This window comes from Microbacterium sp. LB12, from assembly GCF_037150835.1.
Lineage (GTDB): Bacteria > Actinomycetota > Actinomycetes > Actinomycetales > Microbacteriaceae > Microbacterium.
In genome coordinates, this window is sequence record NZ_JBBCPF010000014.1 from 1 (window position 1) to 22,535 (window position 22,535).

The 22,535-nt window shown below is 66.6% G+C and carries 17 protein-coding genes; 5 read left to right on the forward strand and 12 right to left on the reverse strand.

What is annotated here, in order from left to right; genetic code table 11:
- Positions 1-127 precede the first annotated feature (127 nt).
- Entirely contained in the window at positions 128-763 is a 636-nt protein-coding gene (locus WFM69_RS17630; RefSeq protein ID WP_336627539.1) for a DNA-processing protein DprA, read from the forward strand.
- 51 nt (positions 764-814) lie between these two features.
- On the opposite strand, the gene mobF is transcribed toward WFM69_RS17630, so the two are convergent.
- The 3 genes from mobF to WFM69_RS17645 all read right to left on the reverse strand — a co-directional run bounded on the left by mobF (position 815) and on the right by WFM69_RS17645 (position 5,925).
- The gene (gene mobF / locus WFM69_RS17635; RefSeq protein WP_336633517.1) at positions 815-4,360 is read right to left on the reverse strand and encodes a MobF family relaxase; all 3,546 of its coding nucleotides are present in this window, start codon (positions 4,358-4,360) and stop codon (positions 815-817) included.
- Positions 4,361-4,468: 108 nt separating this feature from the next.
- Positions 4,469-4,999 (reverse strand): hypothetical protein, encoded by a 531-nt coding sequence (locus WFM69_RS17640; protein WP_336627540.1) that lies wholly within the window; start codon positions 4,997-4,999, stop codon positions 4,469-4,471.
- A gap of 428 nt (positions 5,000-5,427) precedes the next feature.
- Positions 5,428-5,925, reverse strand: coding sequence for a hypothetical protein (locus WFM69_RS17645; protein ID WP_336627541.1), 498 nt, complete (start codon positions 5,923-5,925; stop codon positions 5,428-5,430).
- Between the two features lie 196 nt (positions 5,926-6,121).
- Between WFM69_RS17645 and WFM69_RS17650 the strand changes: the two genes are divergently transcribed.
- The 4 genes from WFM69_RS17650 to WFM69_RS17665 all read left to right on the forward strand — a co-directional run bounded on the left by WFM69_RS17650 (position 6,122) and on the right by WFM69_RS17665 (position 12,090).
- Entirely contained in the window at positions 6,122-7,171 is a 1,050-nt protein-coding gene (locus tag WFM69_RS17650; RefSeq protein WP_336627542.1) for an AI-2E family transporter, read from the forward strand.
- A 133-nt stretch (positions 7,172-7,304) separates the two neighbouring features.
- Entirely contained in the window at positions 7,305-9,011 is a 1,707-nt protein-coding gene (locus WFM69_RS17655) for an MFS transporter (RefSeq protein ID WP_336627543.1), read from the forward strand.
- A complete protein-coding gene (locus tag WFM69_RS17660; RefSeq protein ID WP_336633514.1) occupies positions 9,008-10,522 on the forward strand; it encodes a leucyl aminopeptidase in 1,515 nt (504 codons plus the stop codon). Before WFM69_RS17655 ends, WFM69_RS17660 begins: the two co-directional genes overlap by 4 nt.
- Before the next feature lie 2 nt (positions 10,523-10,524).
- Positions 10,525-12,090 carry an SLC13 family permease gene (locus WFM69_RS17665; protein ID WP_336627545.1) on the forward strand — a complete coding sequence of 522 codons (1,566 nt, stop codon included), beginning with the start codon at positions 10,525-10,527 and terminating at the stop codon, positions 12,088-12,090.
- Between the two features lie 118 nt (positions 12,091-12,208).
- On the opposite strand, the gene WFM69_RS17670 is transcribed toward WFM69_RS17665, so the two are convergent.
- The 9 genes from WFM69_RS17670 to WFM69_RS17710 form a co-directional block, all read right to left on the reverse strand.
- Positions 12,209-13,246 (reverse strand): hypothetical protein, encoded by a 1,038-nt coding sequence (locus WFM69_RS17670; RefSeq protein WP_337006974.1) that lies wholly within the window; start codon positions 13,244-13,246, stop codon positions 12,209-12,211.
- 49 nt (positions 13,247-13,295) lie between these two features.
- On the reverse strand, positions 13,296-13,838 hold the full coding sequence (locus tag WFM69_RS17675) for a hypothetical protein (RefSeq protein WP_336627547.1): 543 nt from the start codon (positions 13,836-13,838) through the stop codon (positions 13,296-13,298).
- A gap of 88 nt (positions 13,839-13,926) precedes the next feature.
- The gene (locus tag WFM69_RS17680) at positions 13,927-15,216 is read right to left on the reverse strand and encodes a threonine/serine ThrE exporter family protein (RefSeq protein WP_337006976.1); all 1,290 of its coding nucleotides are present in this window, start codon (positions 15,214-15,216) and stop codon (positions 13,927-13,929) included.
- A 214-nt stretch (positions 15,217-15,430) separates the two neighbouring features.
- Complete coding sequence (locus tag WFM69_RS17685; RefSeq protein ID WP_336627549.1) at positions 15,431-16,363, reverse strand: cation transporter; 933 nt, start codon at positions 16,361-16,363, stop codon at positions 15,431-15,433.
- A 13-nt stretch (positions 16,364-16,376) separates the two neighbouring features.
- Positions 16,377-17,387 (reverse strand): glutaminase A, encoded by a 1,011-nt coding sequence (glsA, locus tag WFM69_RS17690; RefSeq protein ID WP_336627550.1) that lies wholly within the window; start codon positions 17,385-17,387, stop codon positions 16,377-16,379.
- Positions 17,388-17,389: 2 nt separating this feature from the next.
- Entirely contained in the window at positions 17,390-17,908 is a 519-nt protein-coding gene (locus WFM69_RS17695; RefSeq protein WP_336627551.1) for a hypothetical protein, read from the reverse strand.
- Positions 17,909-18,201: 293 nt separating this feature from the next.
- Entirely contained in the window at positions 18,202-19,698 is a 1,497-nt protein-coding gene (locus tag WFM69_RS17700; RefSeq protein WP_336627552.1) for a leucyl aminopeptidase family protein, read from the reverse strand.
- Between the two features lie 25 nt (positions 19,699-19,723).
- Positions 19,724-21,382: an AbgT family transporter gene (locus tag WFM69_RS17705; protein ID WP_336627553.1), complete on the reverse strand. Its 1,659-nt coding sequence runs from the start codon at positions 21,380-21,382 to the stop codon at positions 19,724-19,726.
- 141 nt (positions 21,383-21,523) lie between these two features.
- Positions 21,524-22,489, reverse strand: coding sequence for a linear amide C-N hydrolase (locus tag WFM69_RS17710; protein ID WP_336627554.1), 966 nt, complete (start codon positions 22,487-22,489; stop codon positions 21,524-21,526).
- Between the last annotated feature and the right edge of the window lie 46 nt (positions 22,490-22,535).

Below are 22,535 nucleotides of genomic sequence, written 5' to 3' on the forward strand. Positions count from 1 at the left end.
CTTTCACTTACGAGGTGTCCTTCCGGACTGGTAAACGTTGCTCTAGACAATCAACATTTTCCCAGACCAGAAGGACATTTCACTTCACGGCACGCCCACGAACCGCACCCGACATGGTGGATCGGGGTTGAGTGAGCGGGTCGCGATCACCGGTGCTCGGGCGTCGAGCGGTTACGGGGAGCATGTCACGCGCGAACTGGCAACGGGCCTCGCCGATGAGCAGCGGGTGGTTGTCGCAGGCGGCGCTTACGGCATCGAAGGAGCTGCGCACCGTGCCGTTCTCGCAGCAGCGGGCCAGCCGATCGCAGTGCTCGCGACGGGCCTGGATCGACGGTACCCGGCTGGACACAGTGAACTCTTGGACCGGGTCGGGGACGCTGGCCTGCTGGTGAGCGAGTTGCCTCCTGGAACCGCGCCGACCAAGCACAGATTTGAGGCTCGCAACCGGCTGATGGCGGCGCTGACCAGCGCCGTCGTCATACCTGAAGCCGGGGTGCGCTCCGGCTCGTTCACGACGGTCCGCAATGCCCGGAGTCTCGGGCGGGGTGTCGGAGCAGTGCCCGGCCCTGTGACAAGCGTTGCCAGCACCGGCCCGAACGAACTCATCAAGCAAGGGCTCGCGTCTGTCATCACCCAGGCCAGCGACGTCGTCGCCCTTCTCGACACCGACTCGACAATTCCCGACGTGTTGAACCGAGCGGAGTTCGGGCGCGGACACCGGATCGACCGTTCCGGGACGGGAATGCCGCCCCGCTCGATCTAGCAACGTGATCGGTCCGGCATTGCACCACGTCGCGTGTCGGATCGGGGATACTCACAAGCGCAAGCCGCGATCCGCGACCCGCGCCATGTCGCGTTCAGGCTCACGCGACGTGCTCGGGGTGAGTGCACTGAGCGATGCTTCGGCTCGTGTGCGGTCGATCTTCTGTCTGGTGCTCTCCGGTGCCGGACCAAGCGGCGAGCGGTCGTCGGCGATCTGGTACCGGTCGCGGTAGGCCGCGATGATGCGGCCGGCGCGCCACCACGCCCCGTCCTGCCTCTCGTCCTCGGGTACGGGACCCAGGCTCGCCGTCCAAGGGCTCTTGTCGGCGAGGGCTCCACGAAGCACGGCGTCAGCGCGGGCCTCGATGAGGTCACGACGCTCGTCCAGGGCGCGGCGCATGTCCTCGCCCATCGGGCCGCCGGCGTGCGGGATCAGCCCTGCGATGAGGCGGGCCGGCTTGCGGGCGCGGCCGGACCCGGCCGGCCGGATGGTGGCGCGGGCGAGACGGGCATGGATGACGGTGGCGATGTCGGCGGCGTCGTCCAGTGTGCGCGCGGCGATGAGCCTGGGCAGCAGGGTGTCGAGGTCGTGATGGTTGGCGTCGGCGTGGCGCAGCTCGGCCGACAGCGCACCGTAGGCGTCGGAGTCGAGCACGGCATCGACCTGCTCGCCGGTCAGACCCGATGCGGCAAGGAGGGCGGCCCAGCGGTCGTGCTGGGCGGCTTGCGCGATCGTCTCGTACTCGGCGGCGAGCTGCGCGATTCCGCCGAGCTGTTCCTGCTCGGCGGTGATCGTCTCGTGCGCCGACAGTTCGGTGCCGACGTGCTGGATCACGCCGTCGAGGACGCTGCGTGCTGTGGCGTTCGGGCTGTCGCCGGGATGCGGGGTCGCGTGCTCGTAGTCCTCCCGGTCGACGGCGACGTAGGCGTGGTTGCTGTGGGCGCCGCGGGTCATCGAGACGTAGAAGTTCTCCCGCGTCGTCGTCGCGGTGACGACCGCGTGCGCGGTATCAGTCGTGACGCCCTGCGCGCGGTGCGCGGTGACCGCGTAGCCCAGGTCCAGGTACTCGGCCACATAGTCGGCGGGCAGGACGATCCCGCCGCCGAACCGGCGGCCGGCCGGGCGGATGCTGACCGATCCGTCCTCGCGGACCTGCGTGACGATCCAGCGGGCACCGTTGCGGACCCAGGCTCGGCCATTGCGAAGCCGGCGATCGTTGTGCCGGGTGATGACCAGATCGCCTGCGGAGACAGCCGTGCCGTCGTGCAGGGGCAGTTCCCGGGCCGGGTTCACAGCGCCGTCGATGATCCGATCCGCCCGCGCCCTCGCGTTGAGCGTGGTCACCGTCTCGTGCGTCTCGGCCACCAGGATCGACGCGAGCCCGGCGGCAACATCACGCTGCCACGCCCGATAGGCGGCGACGATCATCGCCTCAGCCTCGCCGCCGGTGATCCGGTCGTAGTCGATGAGGGTGTCGATCGCTTCGGGCCGCCCGTGGCGGAGTTGCAGAGAGGTCGTCTTCTCCCACGCGTGGATGAAGCGGTGGATGTCGCTCAGCTCCGGGGTGTCGTCTCGGGCGTGGACGAGCATCGAGAACGCGCCGCCGGCATCGACCGACTGGAGTTGGCCCCAGTCTCCGACCAGGAGCACTTTCGCGCCGGCCTGCTCCGCCTCGTTGGTGATCCGGTCGAGGGAGGCGGTGCCTGCCAGGGATGCCTCGTCGATGACCACGAGCTGCCCGGCGGTGAAGGTCGCCCCGGTGCGAATGTGGATGTCCCACCACTTCGCCGTGTTCTCCGTGGCGATCCCGAGGTCGTCGGCGAGGACCTGCGCGGCGACCGCCGAAGGCGCGAGCCCAACCACGGAGCCGCGGCCGTGCTCCTTCTCCCAGGCACGGCGCAATGCGTTCATCGCCGTGGTCTTTCCCGCACCGGCCGGGCCGACCAGGACATCCACGACCCGGCCGGAGAGGGCGATCGCGGCCAGCGCCGCGGCCTGATCCTCGCCCAGCATCCGGTGCTGGGAGTCGGGTCGGCTGGTGACCTTCTCCACGACCTCCAACGACACGACCGGGCCGCCGGTGTCGGCGGCGCGGGCCAGGAGGCGGTCTTCGGCGGCCAGCAGCGTCTCGGATGAGAACAGGGTCGAGTGCCGTGGGCGGAACCGGGTCGTGCCGTCCGGGCGGCGGAACTCGAGCGGGCTGGTCGCGAGCTCGGGCGGGGTCAGCCGCAGGGAGGCGCGCTCGGCGGCGTCGACCACGAGCCCGGTGATCGCCTCGCGATCTTCGATGCTCGCGAACCGCCACCCCATCAACTGCCGGGACGCTTCGGCGTGCAGGTTCCAGCGAGTCCAGGTCGAACGCTTCTCACCGACCGTCTCCATCACGGTCTGCCCGACCTCGCCCACCACGTCCAGCGGCACGTCGTCAGCGCGCAGCGCCGCGCGCGGTGCCTCGGCGGCGGTCCTGGTGAGGGTGCGCGCCCAGCCGGTCGCGTCTTGCCCGAGCACCCGGCCTGCGCGCTGTCGCCACTCGCCGGTGAGGTCGGCCAGCGACCTGAGCTGCTTGTCCGGCCGGGTGGCGAGCGTCGCCTGCGCCCGGAGCTTCAGCACCGTCCGGGCGGACGGCTGCCGGCCGTGCCGGGCGACGTACTCCGCGATCAGGCGATCCTTCTCGGCCTCGATGTGCCGGGAGCGGGTGGAGAACTCACCGATCAGCTCGTCCGGCACGCCCTCGATTTCCCAGGCCGGGTTCCGATCCCGACCGCGTTCCCGCGTTGCCCACTCGACTCCGAGCGTGCGCGCGAGCCGGTCGGCCAGTGCCGCGTTGTATAGCTCGGAGACCGCGACGACCGCCGAGTGCATTGGCCGGCCGGCGAGGGTGCGCCAGCGGCCGTCTTGCACGGTCAGCACCTTGTTGCTGATGACGACGTGCGTGTGCAACTGCGGGTCGGCAGATCGACTGTCGTAGTGGTCGAATGCCGCCGCTGCGACGCCGGCGACATCGACATGCGCAACCGCTCCGTCCGGGCCGGTTGCGCCCACGCGGGTCGCTGCAACCTCGCGTTCGAGGAACGCAACCAGCTCTGCAACTGCCGCGTGATGCGCGTCCGCGATCAACGTCTGCGTGCCCGCGTCGGCGACCGCCCAGATCGCGGACACCGACTTCGCCACCGAGAACGTGAAGTCATAACCGGCCACGGCGCGACGGGTGCCACGCTCGGCTTCCTCAGCCTCGATCGCGGCGACCTCCTGCGCCCGCGCGGCCGGCCCCAGCTCGGAGCTGAAGGCATTCACGCGCTGCTCGATCCGTTCCACGACCGAATCGAACTGCTGGTAGGCGCGGCCCAACGGGTCGCCGGTGAGCGGATCGTGCCCCATCCCGATCAAGAGCTGGAGCTGGGCTTCGGAGACCCGGGCGCCCTGCGCCAGCTCACCGTGGCCGAGCCGGCCCAGCCCCGAGCCCATCCAAAACCCCGGCGGGGTGCCCGCCTCGGCGTAGTAGCGGGTCAGCGGAGTGGACAACGAGCGGTCACCGTCGCCGGCCGCGACAGACTTCAAGAGGTACCTGTAGCCGTCGCCCGCCGACATCACCCGCATCGAAACCGTCACGCACAGCAGGTGCGGAGAACCGAACAGGTCACGCGGCGGGTAGCCGATCGTATGAGACTGCGACGGCAACCGCCGTGGTCGGTCAGCTTCGAGTCGTCAGAGCGGCAGGCTGCTGCCAAGTACCTCGATTGTATGACGCGCCGCTTCGGTCGATTCGGCGGTAACCGCGGCTGTGACTCCCGCGGCGATCGGAGCGAGCAATCCCTTGATCATCGTCAGCCCTCGCCTGATCACGCCCTGATCCGGGTCAGTCTTGACGACCTCTGCCAAGACAGCCTCTGCCTGCGATCGCGCCTCTTGCTCATCGTCTCCAAGGCCGAAGGATGTAAGTTCGGCAAGCAGATCCGTCAGGGCCCGCGCGAGGTCTTCGTAGCCGGGTGCGATCTGCTCGACCTTCTTCTGGGTCTGGGATACATCACCGGCGTTGTTCCACGCGAGTTGCGCATTGCCTCCAGTGACCGTAACGACTGGCCCGTGGTAGTTGTTCACCGTCAGCGCGCCAGCGGCGCCAACCGTGGATGAGTCGGCCTCGACAGGGATGCGGACCGGATTCTTCGCGAACTCCCGCTCCAGCTCGCGCGTGAACTGGCGGATGCCTTCTTTATTGATCTTGAAGCCGCTGGCCACTGGTCTGCTCCGTTCGTTGACTGTCAAGAACAAGGGTCTCACGGAGCCCGGACACCTCCGGGAAGCCTGCTCGGTCCTCGTCTGAAAGACGTGTGGTGGCTCAGATGGGCCGAGGTGACTCCGAGCAGGCCAGGTCATCGCCGCCGCGCTCGAAGGTGCGTGGAACCGGGATCGCCTCGGCGCGCCATGGATCGCCGGATCGCGATTCGGAGCGCTCGCGCACCTGGAGGCCGCGAGACCGGCGTTCGCCAAGCGACGCGGTGGCCCCTGCGCGCGGAGACCCGTCGCTATCGACGCCCCGCGTCACCCGAAGCACACGACTGCATGAGCTTCATCCTCGTGAGGGCAGGCGCAGGCCGAACTTCCGGAGACTGCGGCAAGCACTTCCTGAAGGCAGGCGACCTCATGGATCGTTGGAGCTGGGTTTCCTACCGCGAATCGCGTTTGGCCTGGCGGGCAGCGCCTTGGGAACGGCTGGATGCGTCACGCTTTAGACCGCCGGTAGTTTTCTCGTGCGATCGCATGCGGCCGGCATCCGCAACTCCCCCGTCGGTTACACCGAGGGACTCGGGACCGGACCACTTGCCCTTCTGCGCCCGCGCCAGACGTTCGGCCTTGAGCGCCTCCGCCTCTTCGTGAGCGACGACAGCGAGCCGGTCGGAGACCCGCGCCAACGCCTCTTCGAAGACCTCCGCCCGCAGGAGGGACTTCTTGTTGCCGGGTCGGGCGGCGCCGCGACCGCCTTCTTCAGCAACGCGCTTGGCGCCCTTACGGCGGTAGTTGCTGACATGCTTGTTACGCGCCCTCCGGATGCGCTTGTGCAACGCTAGGAGTTCGTCTTCGTCGAGCTGCTCCATCCGATCCGGCTCGATTTCACGAATGAGGTCGAGTTCTGACCGCTTCAGGACCCAGAGGGAATCTTCCATGCCTCACAGTAACACCCGGTTTCGACACCGACTAAGGCACCCCTCGAGCCCCGCCAAGCGCAGTCCACACAACGCAATTGGCGCAAAGAACCAGCACGCCGGAAGGGGATCATGAGTGAGCGCTCCTGACGCAGCGCCGAGGCACCAAGCGAGCACAGATGACGCCTCGGAACAAGCACACCGCCTCTTCCGCACTGTGCCTGCACGACCCTTCGCATCCGGGCTCGTCGTGGCGCTGGGGGTGCTCGTCGCGGTCGGCCTCGCTCTGACATTCGCGTCGCTCGGCGCAGTCGCCCTTTCCGTCTTCCTCGGACTGTTCCTCGCCCTCGGGCTCCTGCCCCTCATCAATCTCCTCGGCCGACACGGGCTGAGCCGGACCGCGAGCCTCACCCTGGTCGTGACAGCCGTCGTGCTGGTATTCGCAGCCATCATCCTCTTCATCATCCCGCCGCTCGTCGCGGAACTTGTACACGCGGTACACAATGCGCCCGCCCAGATTGGACAGCTCGGCGCGACCGCATGGGTGCAGGAAATCCGGGAGATCTGGGGAATCGACGTCCATGCGATCATCGGCGACCTCGTCCGGAGCCTTGCCGACCTCACATCCCTCGTCGCAATCGCAGGTGGCCTGCTGAAGATCGGGACCGGCGCAATCGGAGCTGTCTCATCCACCGTCATCGTGATGGTCTTGACCGTGTACTTCGTGTCCGCGCTGGAGCCGATGAAACAGGCCCTGACCCAGATCGTCCCGGCATACCGCCGCGTGCAATTCGGCGAGCTCGTCGATCAGATCACCTCGCTGGTGGGCCGTGTCGTGTCCGGCGGAATCACCGTTGCGGCGATCAACGCCGTGGTCGTCTTCATCCTGCAGTTCGCGATCGGATCGTCGATCGCACTCCTACTCGCGATCGGCGCGTTCTTCATCACGATCGTCCCGCTCATCGGTTCGCTGGTCTTCCTCGTGATCGGCACCACTGCGGCGCTGTTCGTGAGTCCCTGGGCCGCGCTCGTGTTCGGCGTGCTGTACCTCGGTTTCATCCAGGTCGAGGCGTATTACACGACGCCGCGGATTATGGGCCGGGCGGTGGCGGTACCGGGCATTCTCGTGATCATCGGCGCGATGGTCGGAGCCGCACTCATGGGGCTGTTGGGGGCCCTCGTGGCCATTCCTGTCACCGCCTCTGTTCTGATCGTCGTGCGACAGGTCGTGGTGCCGCGGCAGGATGCCCGGACGTCAGCGTCATAACCCCTACAAGTGCCTATCCGCTGCCGTCGTTCTCGTCCCATAGGATCGGGCCAGCGGAGCGCGAGGCGCAGTTCCCCCACGGAGAATCCGGACACGGAACCCTGCGAAGGACCGCGCGAAAGGCGACGAAGAGATGACCAGACCTGCACCCGAAGGGTCAACGACCGTAGCGGCGGAACCACGAGCGTCATGGCTACCGCTCATCGTGGTGGTGCTGACGCAGATCCAGGCCTCCTTCGCAGTGAACGCCCTCACCGTGTCGATGGCCGGCATCACGACAGATCTACACACCCCGGCGACGTCGGTCGGCACCGCGATCACGGCCGGCACGTTCGCCATGGCGGCGTTCATCCTGCTGGGCGCGAAGATCGGGGCCCGCTTCGGCACGCGCGGCGTCTTCCAGATCGCCGTGGCGATCCACGCGGCGGCAATGGCCGGCGTGGCGCTGAGCGTCAGTCCGGCGATGCTGTTCATCGCTCAGGCGTCCTCTGGTGCCGTGATCGCCCTGATCGCCCCTGCCCTGACCGTGTTCATCGCGACGAACTACCACGGCGAGCGTCAGGGCAAGGCGATCGGCCTCCTGGCGGCGGCGATCCCGCTTGCAGGCATTCTCGCCCTGCTGCTGGCCGGATGGTTCGCGGAGACGATCGGATGGCGCTGGTCGTTCGCTCTGATGGTCGCCCTCGGCGTCCTGAACCTGGTGCTCAGCTTCGGCGTGCGCAAGGTCCCCGCCCAGCCGAACCTGAAGATCGACTGGACAGGCGCCGTGCTCGCCGCGGTCGCGATTATCCTTCTCAGCTTCGGGTTCTCCGGCCTGAACTCGTGGGGGGTGTGGCGCGCCACCGACCAGGCCCCGTTCTCGATCGCCGGCATCTCCCCCGCGCCGGTGTTGATCGTCCTGGGATTGATCATCGGACAACTCTTCTTCCTCTGGGTATCCAAACGGCAACGCGAACACCGCTCGCGCATCTTCGACCTGCGCGTGCTCGCGACCAGCAGCGAGTTCGCGGTCACCGCGTGCATGGCGATCATGCTGTTCGTCGGCACGGCGGCGAACTTCCTCATCCCGCTGTACATGCAGGTCGTCCAGGGGCTGTCCGGCATCCAGACGTCGTTCTCGATCATCCCCTACACGATCTCGATCTTCCTCGCATCAACGTTCGTCGCATACCTGTACAAGCGCTTCCCCCCGCGCGTGCTCGCGTCGGCCGGCTTCATCGTCGTCGCGGGTGCGCTGACCCTGCTGGCCTCTACGATCCGCGGCGACTGGGGCCAGGCGTTCATCGTGATCGGCCTCATCCTCCTCGGCCTCGGCCAGGGATCGATCGTGGCCCTCGTGTTCAACACGCTCCTCTCCGCCGCCCCAAAGCAGCTCGCGGGCGACGTCGGCGCCTGGCGCGGCCTGGTCCACAACCTGTCCGGTTCGGTCGGCATCGCCGTCGCCAGCGCATTCGCCGTCGGCATCCTCGCGTCCACGCTCGCAAGCTCCGCGGTCGCGCATCCGGAGATCTCGCAACAGCTGATCAGCGAGGTGCGCATCGACCAAGCCGACTTCCTCACAAACGCCCAGCTGGAAGCGGTGCTGAACGGCACGACCGCCTCCGAGGCGGAGAAGACCGCGGCGATCGCGATCAACGAGGATGCGCGGCTGCATTCGCTGCAGTGGTCGCTGATGGGCCTCGCACTGCTCGCGGCGCTCGCCATCGTGCCTGCGCTGAGAATGCCCGGACGCATCGACGGCGAGCTTCCGGAGCGGCTCGAGCCGGACGACCCCGACGACATCGACGAATCCGTGCCGCTGAATCCCGCGGCTGTGACTGCTGAGGAGACGAAGCGATGACCCGTAGCGCGAACAAGCTGATCCCTGCCGACTTCCCAACGACACCAGGTCTCGACGCGCTCGACGCCATCGTGTTGACCGCCGGGGATGCGCCCGGCGACGTGCAGACGGTCGGCTATGCCGTCTTCCTCGACGGCGACGTCGCCCCCGCCCTGGGGCTCGACCGCGACGCGCTCACCCGGGCGGGCTTCACCACCGCGGTCGGCAAGACGCTCTTCGTCCCTCGAGAAGAAGGCCCCGACGTCGTCGCCGTCGGCGCGGGGGATGCCGCGGAACTGGATACCGCGAAGCTGCGCGATCTCGCCGCCGCATTCGTGCGCGCCGCACCCCGCAGCGCGCGCGTCGCGCTCGTCGTCGACCGCAGCACCGCCGAGCCCCGCGCGGCGGCGGCGGCCATCGCCGAGGGCGCGGTGCTCGCGCGCTACCGTTACACGGCGTTGCAGAGCGCGTCGAAGCACATCCCGCTCGAGTCTTTCACCATCGACCTTGCGGGCGCCCATGCAGACGAGGTGAGGGCGGGCCTTACCGCCGGGCGGCTCGCCTCCCGTGCGGCCGTCGTCGCACGCGATGTCACGAACACGCCTCCTGGCCACCTCACCGCCACGGACCTCGCCCGCATCTCCGAAGGGCTCGGAGCCAGGTTCGGCTTCGCGGTGGAGGTCTTCGACAAGGCGGCGCTCATCGAGCTCGGCTGCGGGGGCCTGCTCGGCGTCAATCAGGGCTCCGTGGAAGAGCCGCGCATGATCAAGCTGTCCTACACGCCCGCGGGTGAGCCGAGCGGCCATCTGGGGCTCGTCGGCAAAGGCATCATGTACGACTCGGGCGGCATCAGCCTGAAGCCGAGCGACCCGATGCACCTGCTCATGAAGATGGACATGGGCGGCGCGGCGGCGGTTCTCGGCGCGTTCACCGTGCTCGCCGACCTCGGCGCCACGGCCGCGGTGACGGGCTGGCTGATGTGCACGGACAACATGCCCTCGGGCACGGCGTACAAGCTGGGCGATGTCCTCGTCGCCCGCAACGGCACCACCGTGGAGGTCAAGAACACCGACGCGGAGGGCCGCCTGGTGATGATGGACGCCATCGCGCTCGCCAACGAGGACGGCGTGGACGCCATCATCGACATCGCGACCCTCACCGGTGCCGCGCTGATGGCGCTCGGACAGGCGACCGCACCGGTGTTCGCGAACGACGACCGCATGGCGGCGCTCGTGGAGTCCGCCGCCGTGGCCACCGGCGAGCAGGTGTGGCGGATGCCGCTGGAGCGCACGTACCGGCCGCAGCTCGACTCCGAGATCGCCGACATCTCGAACCTCGGCGGCAAGTACGCCGGCGCGACGACCGCGGCGCTGTTCCTCGACCACTTCGTCGGGGCGACGCCGTGGGCCCATCTCGACATCGCCGGCACAATGCAGTCCGACAAGGACGACTCGTGGCGCGCGTCCGGCGCCACTGGCTTCGGGGCACGCCTGCTCGCGGCTGTCGCGGCTGACTTCGCGCTGCCGGGCTAGCGATGGATCCCATCGCGGCGACCTTCGGGATCCTCCTGCTCGCCATCATCGCGTTCGCGAGCAACCGGATCCCCCTGGGGATCGTTGCGGTCGGCGTCTCCCTCGCGCTGTACTTCACCGGCGTCCTGACGTTCCCACAGGCGGTCGCCGGGTTCGGAGATCCGACCGTGCTGTTCATCGCGGCACTGTTCATCGTGAGCGAATCGCTCGACGCCACCGGGGTCACGGCGTGGGCGGGTCAGAAGGTCATCGGCGCGGCAGGCAAGAAGCGCACCCCGATCCTCTTCGTCGTGTGTCTGCTCGTGGCGGGGCTCACTGCGCTCATCAGCGTGAACGGAGCCGTTGCGGCGCTACTTCCCCTCGTCATCGTGGTCGCGAGCAGCGCAGGGATCGCCTCGTCTCAGCTATTGTTGCCCCTCGCGTTCGCCGCGCACGCGGGCTCCATGCTGCTGCTGACGGGCACACCGGTGAACATCATCGTGTCGGAGCGCGCGGCGGAAAGCGGCGGCCGCCCGTTCGGGTTCTTCGAGTTCGCGCTCGTCGGTATCCCGCTCGTGATCGGCACGATCCTGATCATCGTGCTGTTCGGTCGAATGCTGCTGCCGTTGCGTCCGAGCGCTGTCATGCCCACGGACCTCAGCAGGCTCACCCGACGATTGAAGATCGACTACAACGTCACTCTCGAGACGAAGACGCTGATCGGTCCCGCGAGCGGCGTCAGCGAGATCGTCATCCCGCCCCGCTCACCACTTATCGGCACCCGTGTGTTCCCCGGCATGGCAAGCCCGAGCGGTGACCTCGTGATCCTCGGTGCACGCCGCGGCGCGGAGGTCCTGCACGATCGCGAAGTCACCCTGCACGCGGGCGATGCGCTGCTGCTGCAGGGCTCCTGGGACGACCTGACCCGCCACACGGAGTCCAGCGACGTCATGGTCGTCGACGCGCCCAGCGCCCTGCGCCGCTCCGTCCCGCTCGGGAGGGGCGCCAAGCGTGCCATGGTCATCCTCGCGCTCATGGTCGTACTCCTCGCGACAGGGCTCGTCCCGCCCGCCGCCGCCGCGATGCTCGCCGCGGGATCGCTCGTGGTCACCCGCGTAGTAGGGGTGAACCAGGCATACCGGTCGATCTCCTGGACGACCGTCGTCCTCGTCGCCGGCATGATCCCGCTGTCGACCGCGTTCCTGACCACCGGCGCCGCCGAACTCGTCGCCCATTGGCTCATCACGGTCGTCGGCGACTCCGGCCCACGAACCGCGCTACTCGCCGTCGTCGTCCTGACGATCCTGCTCGGCCAGGTGATCAGCAACACCGCGACCGTGCTGATCGTCGCACCGGTCGCGGTGGCCGTCGCCTCAGGTCTGCACGCGTCGGTACAGCCGTTCATGATGGCACTGACGGTCGCCGGCGCTGCGTCCTTCCTCACTCCGATCGCGACGCCCGCCAACCTCATGGTCATGAAGCCCGCCGGCTACCGGTTCGGCGACTACTGGAAGCTCGGACTCCCCCTCGCGATCTTCTTCGGCGCCATGGCCGTCTACTACGTACCGCTCATCTGGCCGTTCAGCTGACGAGACTGGATGACGCCGACCGTGCTTCGGGAGAACGAGGCGATGGTATCGGCGCTGCACTCTGTTTCGGTCGACACGGGCCGACGGCGCGATGTGGGTGATGCGCGGTCGACGGGTGTCAGGCGCCGAGTCCGGACGTCGCCTCGGTGGCTTGGTCGGCGACGCCGAGGAAGCGGATGAACACGGCGATCCAACCGAAGACCAGAGCGAAAACGATGATCTCGAATGCTGTCAGGCCGAAGTACCCGACCACGAACAACGCCGTCGAAAGCAGCACCGCCGCCAGGAACGCCCCGGACGCGATGAAATAGGCGCGCGGCATCCCACGAACAACCCACGGGCCCGCGACGAGCAGCCCGATGAACATGACGGCCATGCCACTCGCACAGATGTTGTGGATCGGCCGGCTCACGTTCACCGGGACGAGCCCTACGCCGGCGAGCATGACGCCCATCACGATGAACATGATCGAAATGACCCGGGAACTGCTCGCCCGTTGCAGAATCCCACGCTTCACGAGTGCACGGAGGTCGTTCGCCAGGTACACAGCGAACGCGGTCACGAGAAGCCCGCCGACCACGAGTGTCCCGTTGAACAGCAGACTGGAGACGGACCAGAACGTCCCGAGATGACTGAAATGCGTCCCCCACCACGACTTATCAGTTGTGGTGATCATCGCAGCGATGGTGCCGATAGCCACGAACGCCATCAGCAGGGTCGACATCCGCTGCGTCGTCATCCGAGACACCGAAAGGTAAGTGATGTAGCCGGTCAAGCCGAGCGTCACGGCCGCCAAAACGACCGACCAGAACAGATCGACCAGGAGTCCGACGAACCCCAGCCCCAAAACGATGTAGACGACGAGCACGGTCAGCGCGGCCAGGACGACATGAACCAGGACCACCGCGATCGTGTTGATCGTGAACGTGACGGAAGACAGGTTCTGCCGCCATTCCTGTCCGTGCGCAGTGCGGCCACCCCAATAGCCGATCGTTCCCGCGACCGCTGCCGTGGCGGCGGCCATCACCGCGAGGACAGCCCCGAACGACCAATCGCCGGCCATGGGAAGCGGCGGCACGGTGAGCGCGAGGATAAGCCCGGCGAGCGCGCCGAGTGATCCCGCGATGAGTGCCACGTAGATTGCCTGCGACTCCACGCGCAAGGATCGCGCAGGCTCCGCGGCCTCGGTCAGAGGGCGGTGCACGTCAGTCATCGGCGCCGACCAATCGTACGGACGCGGCTGCGAGTCGGGCGAGGACCCGCTGCTCCCGTGCAAGAGGGAGGTGTTCGAAGAACAGCATGTCGACAGGATGCCAGAGGGCGATCCATCCGACGATCACGAGGCCCTCCCCGAGGAAGGTGCGTACCCAGTGGGGACCGATGTCGAGCACCGCCACCGCGCTGCCACCCAGCAGGCATGCCGCAAGGAAGATGAGACCGAACAAGAGCTCCCTGAACCCGAGACGTCGTATCCGCGCCTTCTCCGACTCGAGGCGCTCCGAGTGGGCAATAGCGAACCCTCCCAGGGCGTCCGCTATCTGCCTCTCCGAACGCCGCTCGTCCGTAGACCCCGTCACGGTGATGTCGATCCGCAGGCCATCCGCGGAGCCATCCACGGTCTCAACGAGGTACTCGAATCCCGTCCTGTCATCGAACCTGCCGTGGAGCGGGTCAACGGGCCGCGGCGTGAACAGCTCGTCCAGGTCCTCGAGCACAAGGGACACCACGGTCCCTGAATCAGCGGTCATTCCACAGCTCCTCTCCTTCGGGTGATCGGCCCGAACTCCATGATGTCGATGGGGGGCCACTGTCTGTTGCTCAGTTTTGGACCGAGACTCAGATGAGCGTTCGGGGTGAGCGGAAGCGTCCACTGAGCCCCGAACCGGACAGGATGCCGAGTGCGATAGCGACCATGGTCGACACAGTCGTCACGATGGTCGCAGCGCCACTCCCGTCGCCGTCGAGAATCGTTGTGACGCCAACCAGGCCCAGAGCACCAGGCACCAGCATCCAGAACCCTGGAAGGAAGGTGACCGGCGCAGCCGGCCCAGAAGGCAATCGCGATACGAATCCCGCCATCGGGGTCATTGCGAGGGCGCCGACGAAGGCTGACAGGACGCCCCCGAAGAAGATGTCGCCAATGACCTGGGCGGCATATGCGACATAGAGGACGAGAACAATCCACGGGATCGACCGCGCCCGCCCACCGCGATTGATGACGACGGCTGCACCGAACACGGCCACCGCGATCCAGGGAGCGATCGGCCCGAGGGGCTGATCGGCTTCGGTCAGGTCGATGTGAGGGATGCCCACAAGCGCAGCACCCGCGACGATTCCCGTAGCGAGCAGGACGAGTTGCATGAACCCCGTTGCGACCCGGGCGGCCCCGGAGACCATCTGACCAGTCGCTAGCTCGATGACACCGGTGGTCAACAGCGCACCGGGCAGAAGCACGACGATCGGAGCGATGAGCGATGGCAGCACTCCTGGGTCGAGCTCCGTCCGTGCTAGGAGAAAGACAGCTACTGAGCAGGTAAACGCCAGTGCTGCGGTCAGGATCGGCTCGTGGAGACGAGGGAGACCCGCCGCGAGCAGCAGCACAGCGCCGACGACGCTGCCGAGTATTGCAGCGACGGCGACGCCGGCCCATGACGCGCCGAGAAGCACAGCCAGCGCCGCGCACAAGAACACGTAGGCGATGACACGGGCCGTGGCGGAGAACGGTGGCGGAGATATGCGCATCAGTCTGATGAGCGCCCGCGCCCGACTGGCATCCACACCGCCGGTCCTCGCCTGCCCGACGATCCGGTCGAGGTCGTCGAGTTGATGCAGCAGCAACGGCGTATGACCGCTCGACACAGCTCCCGTGCGCAACTCACCGCCGCCACGCGTGGAAACGAACAGGGCCGTCGGCATGACGACGATCTCAGTGCGCGGGTAGCCGTTGACCCGGGCGATATCTTCGAGTGTGGAGTGCACGGTCTTCACTGTGTACCCAGCATCGATCATGGCCTCACCCACGGTCTCGAGAGCCGCGAAGCTCACCGCACCGGCAGACAGCGGGGCTGTGGTCGCTGGCAGCCGCATGCGACGCGTCCGGTCGCGGCGGCGGACGACGAGGACCACGAGAACGCTGAGCACGAGTACCGCGATGGCGATCGTCCATGACATGGTCCCGACCGGACTGACCACTACCGCGGGCGGAACTTCCTCACGCACCAACATCATTGCTGGCCGCGCAAGTCACGAGGAGTAGCCCAACAAACCACCTTCATCGCACTCATGGTGAATCGCTTTCGCTATTGGAATAGGGATGGATCGACACAGCGGCAGCGTCAGGTTAGTCAGCAAGGGTCGCGTCGGAGGTCACCGCGACAGAGGCCCACGCGTCAAACTCCAATCGAGACAGCCCATCGATAATCGAGCGGCGGACCTCGTCTTCCTGCGCAACACTCCACGCGGCGGAGCCGACGACGAAGTCCACTTCGACATAGATCTTTTGCCCGACCTTGCCCGCCCGCACGACAGGGGTCGGAAGCCCGAACTCGGCGCGCGCCTTCTCGACGACCTCGGCGACACGGGCCGCGAGCTCAGGCGGCGGTGCGCCTTCCAACAATTCGTTCACACCCGACCGGATGAGCCGCACGGGCACTGGGGCGAGCACCGCACACGCGACGAAAACAAGGATCGGATCCGCAAATCTTGCAATGTCCCGCAGGGGTGTCAAGGCAAGGACCGCTACCGCGATCGCGCCCGCGACCATGATCACGCTGAGCACCGATCCCGCACGCCACTGCGCCACCTCAGCGGCGACAAGATCAGAACCGGCTGCCAACCGGCGGAGCCACCACGCCGCACCAAACCCAAGCAGCGCGGTAATGAGTCCGTAGATGGAGATAACAAGGACGTTCACCTCGCTTCCACCATCGCGGATGACTACAAGAGCGTCCCCAAATGCGAGCACGAGCGTTCCAGCCAGAGCCAGCCCCTGAATCACGACCATCAGCGGGGCGAGCGCGTCCCGCCCGAACGGAAACCGTCGCGTGGGTCCGGATGCTGCGGCTCGAGCGGCTCTTAGGGACGCCCAGGACAGAATCCAACCGATCGCCATGTATGCGCCGTCGAAGACGATGATGCGGATGCCTGCCAGGATCCCGACGACCAGCGCGGAGATCGCCAGCACCACGGAGAGGATCAGTGACGCCGTCAAGGCACGGCGTTCTCGCCGACGGCGCGAATCCAGCGCCTCGCGCTGAATAGGTGTGCTGCTCACGACGCTCCACCCGTCATTGGTGTTTTCGGTCTTGCGCGAGGGGTTCTGATGCAAGGATGTCGAGTCCGAGCTCCACAGCGACGGCGCGCGTCGCCAGCCATCCGCGCACGCTGTTGCCTTCGGCGTCGAGGCGGGGAGAGAACGTGCCTACCGCTCCTTTGCCGGGTGACACTGTCACAATCCCGCCGCCGATGCCGCTCTTGCCGGGAAGGCCGACGTCCCACAGCCACGACCCGGATGCTTCGTAGAGCCCCGCGACGGTCATGACTGCGAGCGCGGCCCGTGCTGTCTCGCCGCTGACGACCTGGTCGCCTGTCACGGGGTTTACTCCGCCGTCTGCGAGCGTCGCCCCCATGACGGCAAGGTCGGTTGCTGTCACGCTTAGGCAGCTCTGACGCGTGTACAAGTCGGTCGCGTCGAATGGGTCGCCCTCAAGCGCGCCCGTCTCAGCGAGCAACAGAGACAGCGCCCGATTCCGGAGGTTCGTCTCGCGAGCGGAGCTCAACACGTCGTCATCGAGCGCCAGAACGCGCCCGGCGAACAGCGACAGGCCTTCTGCCAGGACCTCCCAACGTCTCTCCAGTGACGTGCCGGGCAGCAGACTGGTGACGGCGATCGCGCCCGCGTTCACCATCGGGTTGGTGCGACCGTGTTGGCTGCGCTCGACGGCATATGCCGAGTTGAAGGGCAGCCCGGTTGCATCGACTCCAACGAGTTCGCGCACGCGGCTTGCCCCGACTCGATCGCATACGAGGGCGAACACAAATGGCTTTGCGACGCTCATCAGACTGAACGGAACCCGCGTATCCCCTGCCTCGTAGACAGACCCGGTGGCGCCCACCAGCGCGATGCCGAAGTGCGCCGGGTCGGCGCGCTCGAGGGCCGGGTACACGGACGACAAGTTCCCGTCTTCGACACTGCCGTATCTGCGGTGGGTGCGCTCCAAAACGTCGGTCACGATCCCAGGCTCAGGCAGCGCGCCGGTTGAGATGTGGCGCCGAATGCTTCGACGTGTGGTCTCCATCGTTATGCGCCCCCCAGACGGGCGCGTACGTGAGCGCGCTTTAGCTCTACAGTGGCCCGCCGCACTCGCAAACTTTCAGCATCGAGGGCCTCATCCGCCGAAGTCTCCACGTTAACGGCGTCCACCAAGTCACGCAGGGCCCGCAGGTCGTCGGCCGCGCGCCGGACACGGTTCTCATCAATGTCCGCGGTCTGCAACGCGTACAGCTCTTCATCGATCAACAGCACGCGTGTCTTCCCGGCGGACCACGCGGCACCGGCTTCGGCCGATGTCGCTTGTGCGAGAACCTGCGGGACGAGGGTCTGTTCGAGCCATCGAAGATCGGCATGCGTGGCTTCAAGGCGTTCGTCCCAAGCGCGCTTTGTATGGCCGCGACGTGCGAGCACGATTAGGAGCGCGGCCCCAAGGACCAGCACGATCGCGAAAGGCCACCATGTGGTGCGCGACGAATCAGGCTGGATTTCGTCAGGTGTACTGCGTTCCTCGTCTTCGGGCGCGGTTGCGTCTGGGCTTTCGGGCAAGGCCCCAGGATCGGGCTCCGATCCAGCTTCGGGCGCGGGTTCCGCGGACGATTCGGGCTCGGGTTCCGGGGATGATTCGGCTGGCGGCGCGGCGGGGTCGGTTGCCTCCTCGCCAGCACCCTCCTGCGATCCACCACCTGGGTCTCGCGTTGGCAGGCTGGTGGGCAGTGAAATGGTCGGACGTGCTGTTCGCTCGGGGAGTTCGACGGCGCCACACCCTGCAGTGCCGAGCCCGATTGCCAGGCAGACCAGTAGGGTCGTGGAGGCTTGCCCGACCCGCCGTACGCCGGGCATTAGCTGCTCTCGGGCGGGCGGAAGGAGAGGGCGAGCTGGATCAGGAGCCGGACGCCGAACGCAGTCGGTCCTCGGTTGATCCACCGGCGTGCCGTGGAGGATTGCGCCGTGCCTGCGATGTCGACGTGAGCCCACGGAGTATCCCCGACGAACTCTTCGAGGAACAGCCCTGCGGTGATCGATCCGGCGTTCGCTCCCCCGATGTTCTTGAGGTCGGCGATATCGGAATCGAGCTCTTCTCGGTAGCGGCGCACGAGCGGCAATCGCCAGACTGGCTCGTCGACCGTCTCGGCTGCGGCGGCCACCTGGGCCGCGAAGACGTCCGAGTTCGACATGACTGCGGCGACATCTTCACCGAGCGTGCGTAGCGCCTGACCGGTGAGCGTTGCGATGTCGAGGATCGCGTCGACCCCCTCCTCGACGGCGAGCACGAGTGCGTCTGCCATGACGAGTCGGCCTTCAGCGTCGGTGTTGAGTACCTCCACGGTCTTGCCTCCGCGCATGGTGAGCACGTCACCGAGTTGCATTGCGGATCCGGAGGGCATGTTGTCGGTGCACATCAGATACCCGGTGACAGAGGTCGTCGCCCGGAGTTCGGCGAGCACGGACATCGCGGCGAGAATATCGCCTGCTCCGGTCATGTCGTTTTTCATCTGTGAATGCGCAAGGTCACCAGGTTTGAGGCTGATGCCGCCGGAGTCATACATGATGCCCTTGCCGACCAGGGCGAGGTGTCCCGTTGGCGCCCCTTCGGGGACGTACTTGAGCACGATCATGCGCGGCTCCTCGACCGAGCCTTTGTTGACGCCGAGCAGCCCACCAAGGCCCATCTCGGTGACCGCCGCCTTGTCGAACACCTCCACGTGAAGGCCAGCTGTCGCCCCGACCTCGAGCGCGAGCTCGCCCAGTCGCGTGGCGGTGAGGATCCCGGCGGGGCAGGAGGCGAGGTCTCGCCCGAATGCCGCAGCCCGCGCGGTGGCGAGTCCTTTCGCCGCGCCTTCGGCAACCGCGGTCTCTTCACCGTCAGGGGCCACGAGGACGATAGAGGTGACGGGGACTGGCCCCTTCGGCTCGCTGCGTAGCGAGAACTGGTAGCGCGCAAGCACGATGCCCTCGACGATGGCCGCGGCCGCATCATCCGCCCGCAGCCCGCCCGTGACAGGCACTCGAGTGGCGAGCTTTGCGTCCTTCGGTACAGCGCATGCGAATGCGGCGGCGGCATCCCGCAGCCGCGCGGTATCGAGATCTATCACCGTACCGACGCCCACGGCGACGAGTACGGGCGGCCGGGACGACGGGAACGAGATCGACTGCCCCACGTTCGGCGTGAACCCCGCTCGCTCGAGCGCTTCGAGGTCGACGCCGAGGATATCAGGCACTGGTCCGTCGGTCGTGACGGGAACTGCCAGCGCGTCGGCCACGATGGTCGCGTCCTGCGCGACAACCCGGATGTCGAGTTCAGCTTGGAGGGAGGGAGCAACGGAGAGGGTACTCACGGCAGGGTCCTTTCGAGAAGAGAGCTCAGCTGGCAGGGACGTTGACAGGTGAGTCGGGTCCCCAGGGGATGCCGAGAAGGAACCAGCCGACGTAGAGCAGGGTCCAGGCCACGAGCACCGTGATCGCGTATGGCATCATCAGGGCGATGATCGTGCCGATGCCCGCGTTCTTCTTGTACCGCTGGGCGATCGTCACCATGAACGGCAGATAGACCATCAGCGGGGTGATGACGTTGAATGGCGAGTCTCCGACCCGGTAGCCGGCGAGGAGCGTCTGTGGTGCGACGCCGAGCGACGCGAAGATCGGGATGAACACCGGCGCGAAGATGACCCATTTCGGCAGGAGCCCAGGAAGGATGATGTCGAGCACGACGATCACCAGGATGAAGGCAACGAGCAGAACCACCGTGGGCACGTTCGCCTTCTCGAGCAGATCCGCAGCCGATACCGCAGCGACGGTGGGCATGTTCGTCCAGTTGAACAGTGCGATGAACTGGGCGATCATCAGGAACATCACCAGCAGCCCGCCCAGGCTGCCGAATGTCTTAGCGATGGCGCCGACTGTCGCGTCTCCGCCCTGGAGCGTCTTCGCGCCGACGCCGTACGCGATGCCACATACGAGGAACGCGAGGGAGATGATGAAGATGAGGCTCGACATGAACGGGGTTGTGCCGATGATGGCGCCTGCCTCCGGGTCGCGCAGCGGTGCACCCGGTGGGAACGTCAGCAGCGCGATCACGGCCAGGTATCCGAGGAGCGCCCACCCCGCGAACTTCAGTCCGCGGCCCTCGGCGGTGTGGTCGATCGCGGCGTCCGGGTCTGTGTAGCTGCTCTCCGCCGCATCCCAGGGACCGAGGCGCTTCTCGGTGATGAAGACGGTGACCAGCAGCACGATGACCGACATGACGATGGCGGAGACGATACTGAAGTAGAAGTTATGGGTCACCGTGATGGTCGGCATCCCTGCCTTCGAGAGCACCTCGTTCGTGATCTCCGTGAGCATGCTGTCGGACGGCGTGATGAGCAAGTTCGCGCCGAACACGGCTCCGACGCCTGCGAACGCGGCGGCAAGTCCTGCGAGAGGGTTGCGACCCACGGTCTTGAACGCCACCGCAGCGAGCGGCACCAGGATGAGGTAGCCGGCGTCGGTGGCAACCGAGGACAGGACGCCGACGAAGATGAGGATGAAGGCGACCAGTTTGGGTGGCGCGACCTTGACGGTCTTGCGGATGAGCGCGCCCATGAGCCCGGCGACCTCTGCGACCCCGACGCCCGCCATCGATACGAGCACCACGGCGACCACGCCGAATCCGGCGAAGTTGTCGACGAAGTTGCTGAAGAAGAATCGGATGCCGTCGATCGAGAGCAGGTTGCGGATCTCGAAGGTCTCCTTCTTGATCACGAAGTCCGGTACGTCGGCGGGCTGTCCCGTGGTCGAGTCGTAGATCGACCATGAGCCACCCATCTGCTCGTTGATCTGATGGAACTGATCCTTCGGCACCTGGACGACAACGTCGTCCGTCACGCTGATGTTGAACCAAGACAGCACCGCCGAGAGCACAGCAATGAAGAGGATCAGGTAGACGAACATGATCGTCGGGTTCGGCACCGCATTACCGATGCGTTCGATCCGGTTGAGCAACCCCTTGGACTTGTCCGGTTTTGCCGCTGCTATCGATGACATGTGCTATCCAATCTGCAGTCTGAAAGCAGCTGCCGCGGCCAGAGTAACGAGGCTCCCGATCTGGCCTCACCCCTACACGTAGGGGATTCGGTTCGATCCACGCGACCTCGAACGACCGGAACCGTTGCGCTAGACGCCTGGTTAGAACGGTGCGGGAGCGCTTCGGAATAGTGCACTGACGTCGCCGGTCAGGGTGATGTCGTCAGGGTCGAGTGAGCCCACGGCAGCGCCGACGGAGAAGTCCAGTTCGGCAAGGGTCACCCAGAACACGTTCGGCGCCGTTGTGAGTTCGAAGTAGTACCGTCCAGCAGTGAGGTTCGCCACCGTCCGGTACTCCGTGTTGTAGAGCCCGAATCCCTCGTACGGCGCGCCGAACGGGATCGACACGTTCCTCGCGATCGCGAGCACCCCGGCGACGGCTTCCCGTTCTTCTTGAGGGTGCGGGAGCAGGTTGGTGAAGTACGCGGCGCGCTGGAAGCGGGCCTCGGGGTTCACGTTGCCGTCGAGGGGCGATCGGTCGTTCGGTGCTGAGAAGTCCTGCTCGCGCAGCAGTCGCACCTGCTCGAGGAAGGGCGGCTCATTGGTCAGCACGGTGAAACGCCGGTCGCGGTGCACGGTCACGACCCCGCCCAGCACTTCAATGATGGCCGAGTCTCCTGTGGCATCCTCGATCGCGAGGTGGGCCGTCGCGCGGTGACCGTGCGACTCCATCATCACAAGCTGCACGTGGTCGAGGAGAGCGACGGCCTCCTCGACCGTCGCCGCCATGTCGAGGAGATACTGCGCCCACAGGTGAGCTCCAAGTGCCGGAACCTCCGCATCGCGCTGTCCGAAGTCGGTGCCTTCGAGATACTGCAGATGCGCGCCGAGGCCCTTCTCGTTCAATCCATCGGCGGTACCGACGCCGTAGATCGTGGTCACGACCGAACCGTACCGGGATGTCCAGATCAGGCCATTGTCGGTGATCGGTTGCCCGGCGACGAGTGAGCCGTCGTGCGTGAGTCCGCGTGGGAGGACCGTGAGCACAGGCATCGTCGAGTCGGGCCAGTCCATGGTGCGGGCCACAACGTACGGCGTCGAGCGGTTCCACAGAATACGAGTACACATTGGCGCGTCCTTCTCTCGGTTCGGGTTGCAGCTCAGCGAAGTCCGC

Bases quoted from the DNA above. Each gene is read 5' to 3' on its own strand.
- mobF (WP_336633517.1), bottom strand. From the start codon at position 4,360: ATGCGGGTGATGTCGGCGGGCGACGGCTACAGGTACCTCTTGAAGTCT.
- WFM69_RS17645 (WP_336627541.1), bottom strand. From the start codon at position 5,925: ATGGAAGATTCCCTCTGGGTCCTGAAGCGGTCAGAACTCGACCTCATT.
- WFM69_RS17655 (WP_336627543.1), top strand. From the start codon at position 7,305: ATGACCAGACCTGCACCCGAAGGGTCAACGACCGTAGCGGCGGAACCA.
- WFM69_RS17660 (WP_336633514.1), top strand. From the start codon at position 9,008: ATGACCCGTAGCGCGAACAAGCTGATCCCTGCCGACTTCCCAACGACA.
- WFM69_RS17665 (WP_336627545.1), top strand. From the start codon at position 10,525: ATGGATCCCATCGCGGCGACCTTCGGGATCCTCCTGCTCGCCATCATC.
- WFM69_RS17675 (WP_336627547.1), bottom strand. From the start codon at position 13,838: ATGACCGCTGATTCAGGGACCGTGGTGTCCCTTGTGCTCGAGGACCTG.
- glsA (WP_336627550.1), bottom strand. From the start codon at position 17,387: ATGGAGACCACACGTCGAAGCATTCGGCGCCACATCTCAACCGGCGCG.
- WFM69_RS17705 (WP_336627553.1), bottom strand. From the start codon at position 21,382: ATGTCATCGATAGCAGCGGCAAAACCGGACAAGTCCAAGGGGTTGCTC.
- WFM69_RS17710 (WP_336627554.1), bottom strand. From the start codon at position 22,489: ATGTGTACTCGTATTCTGTGGAACCGCTCGACGCCGTACGTTGTGGCC.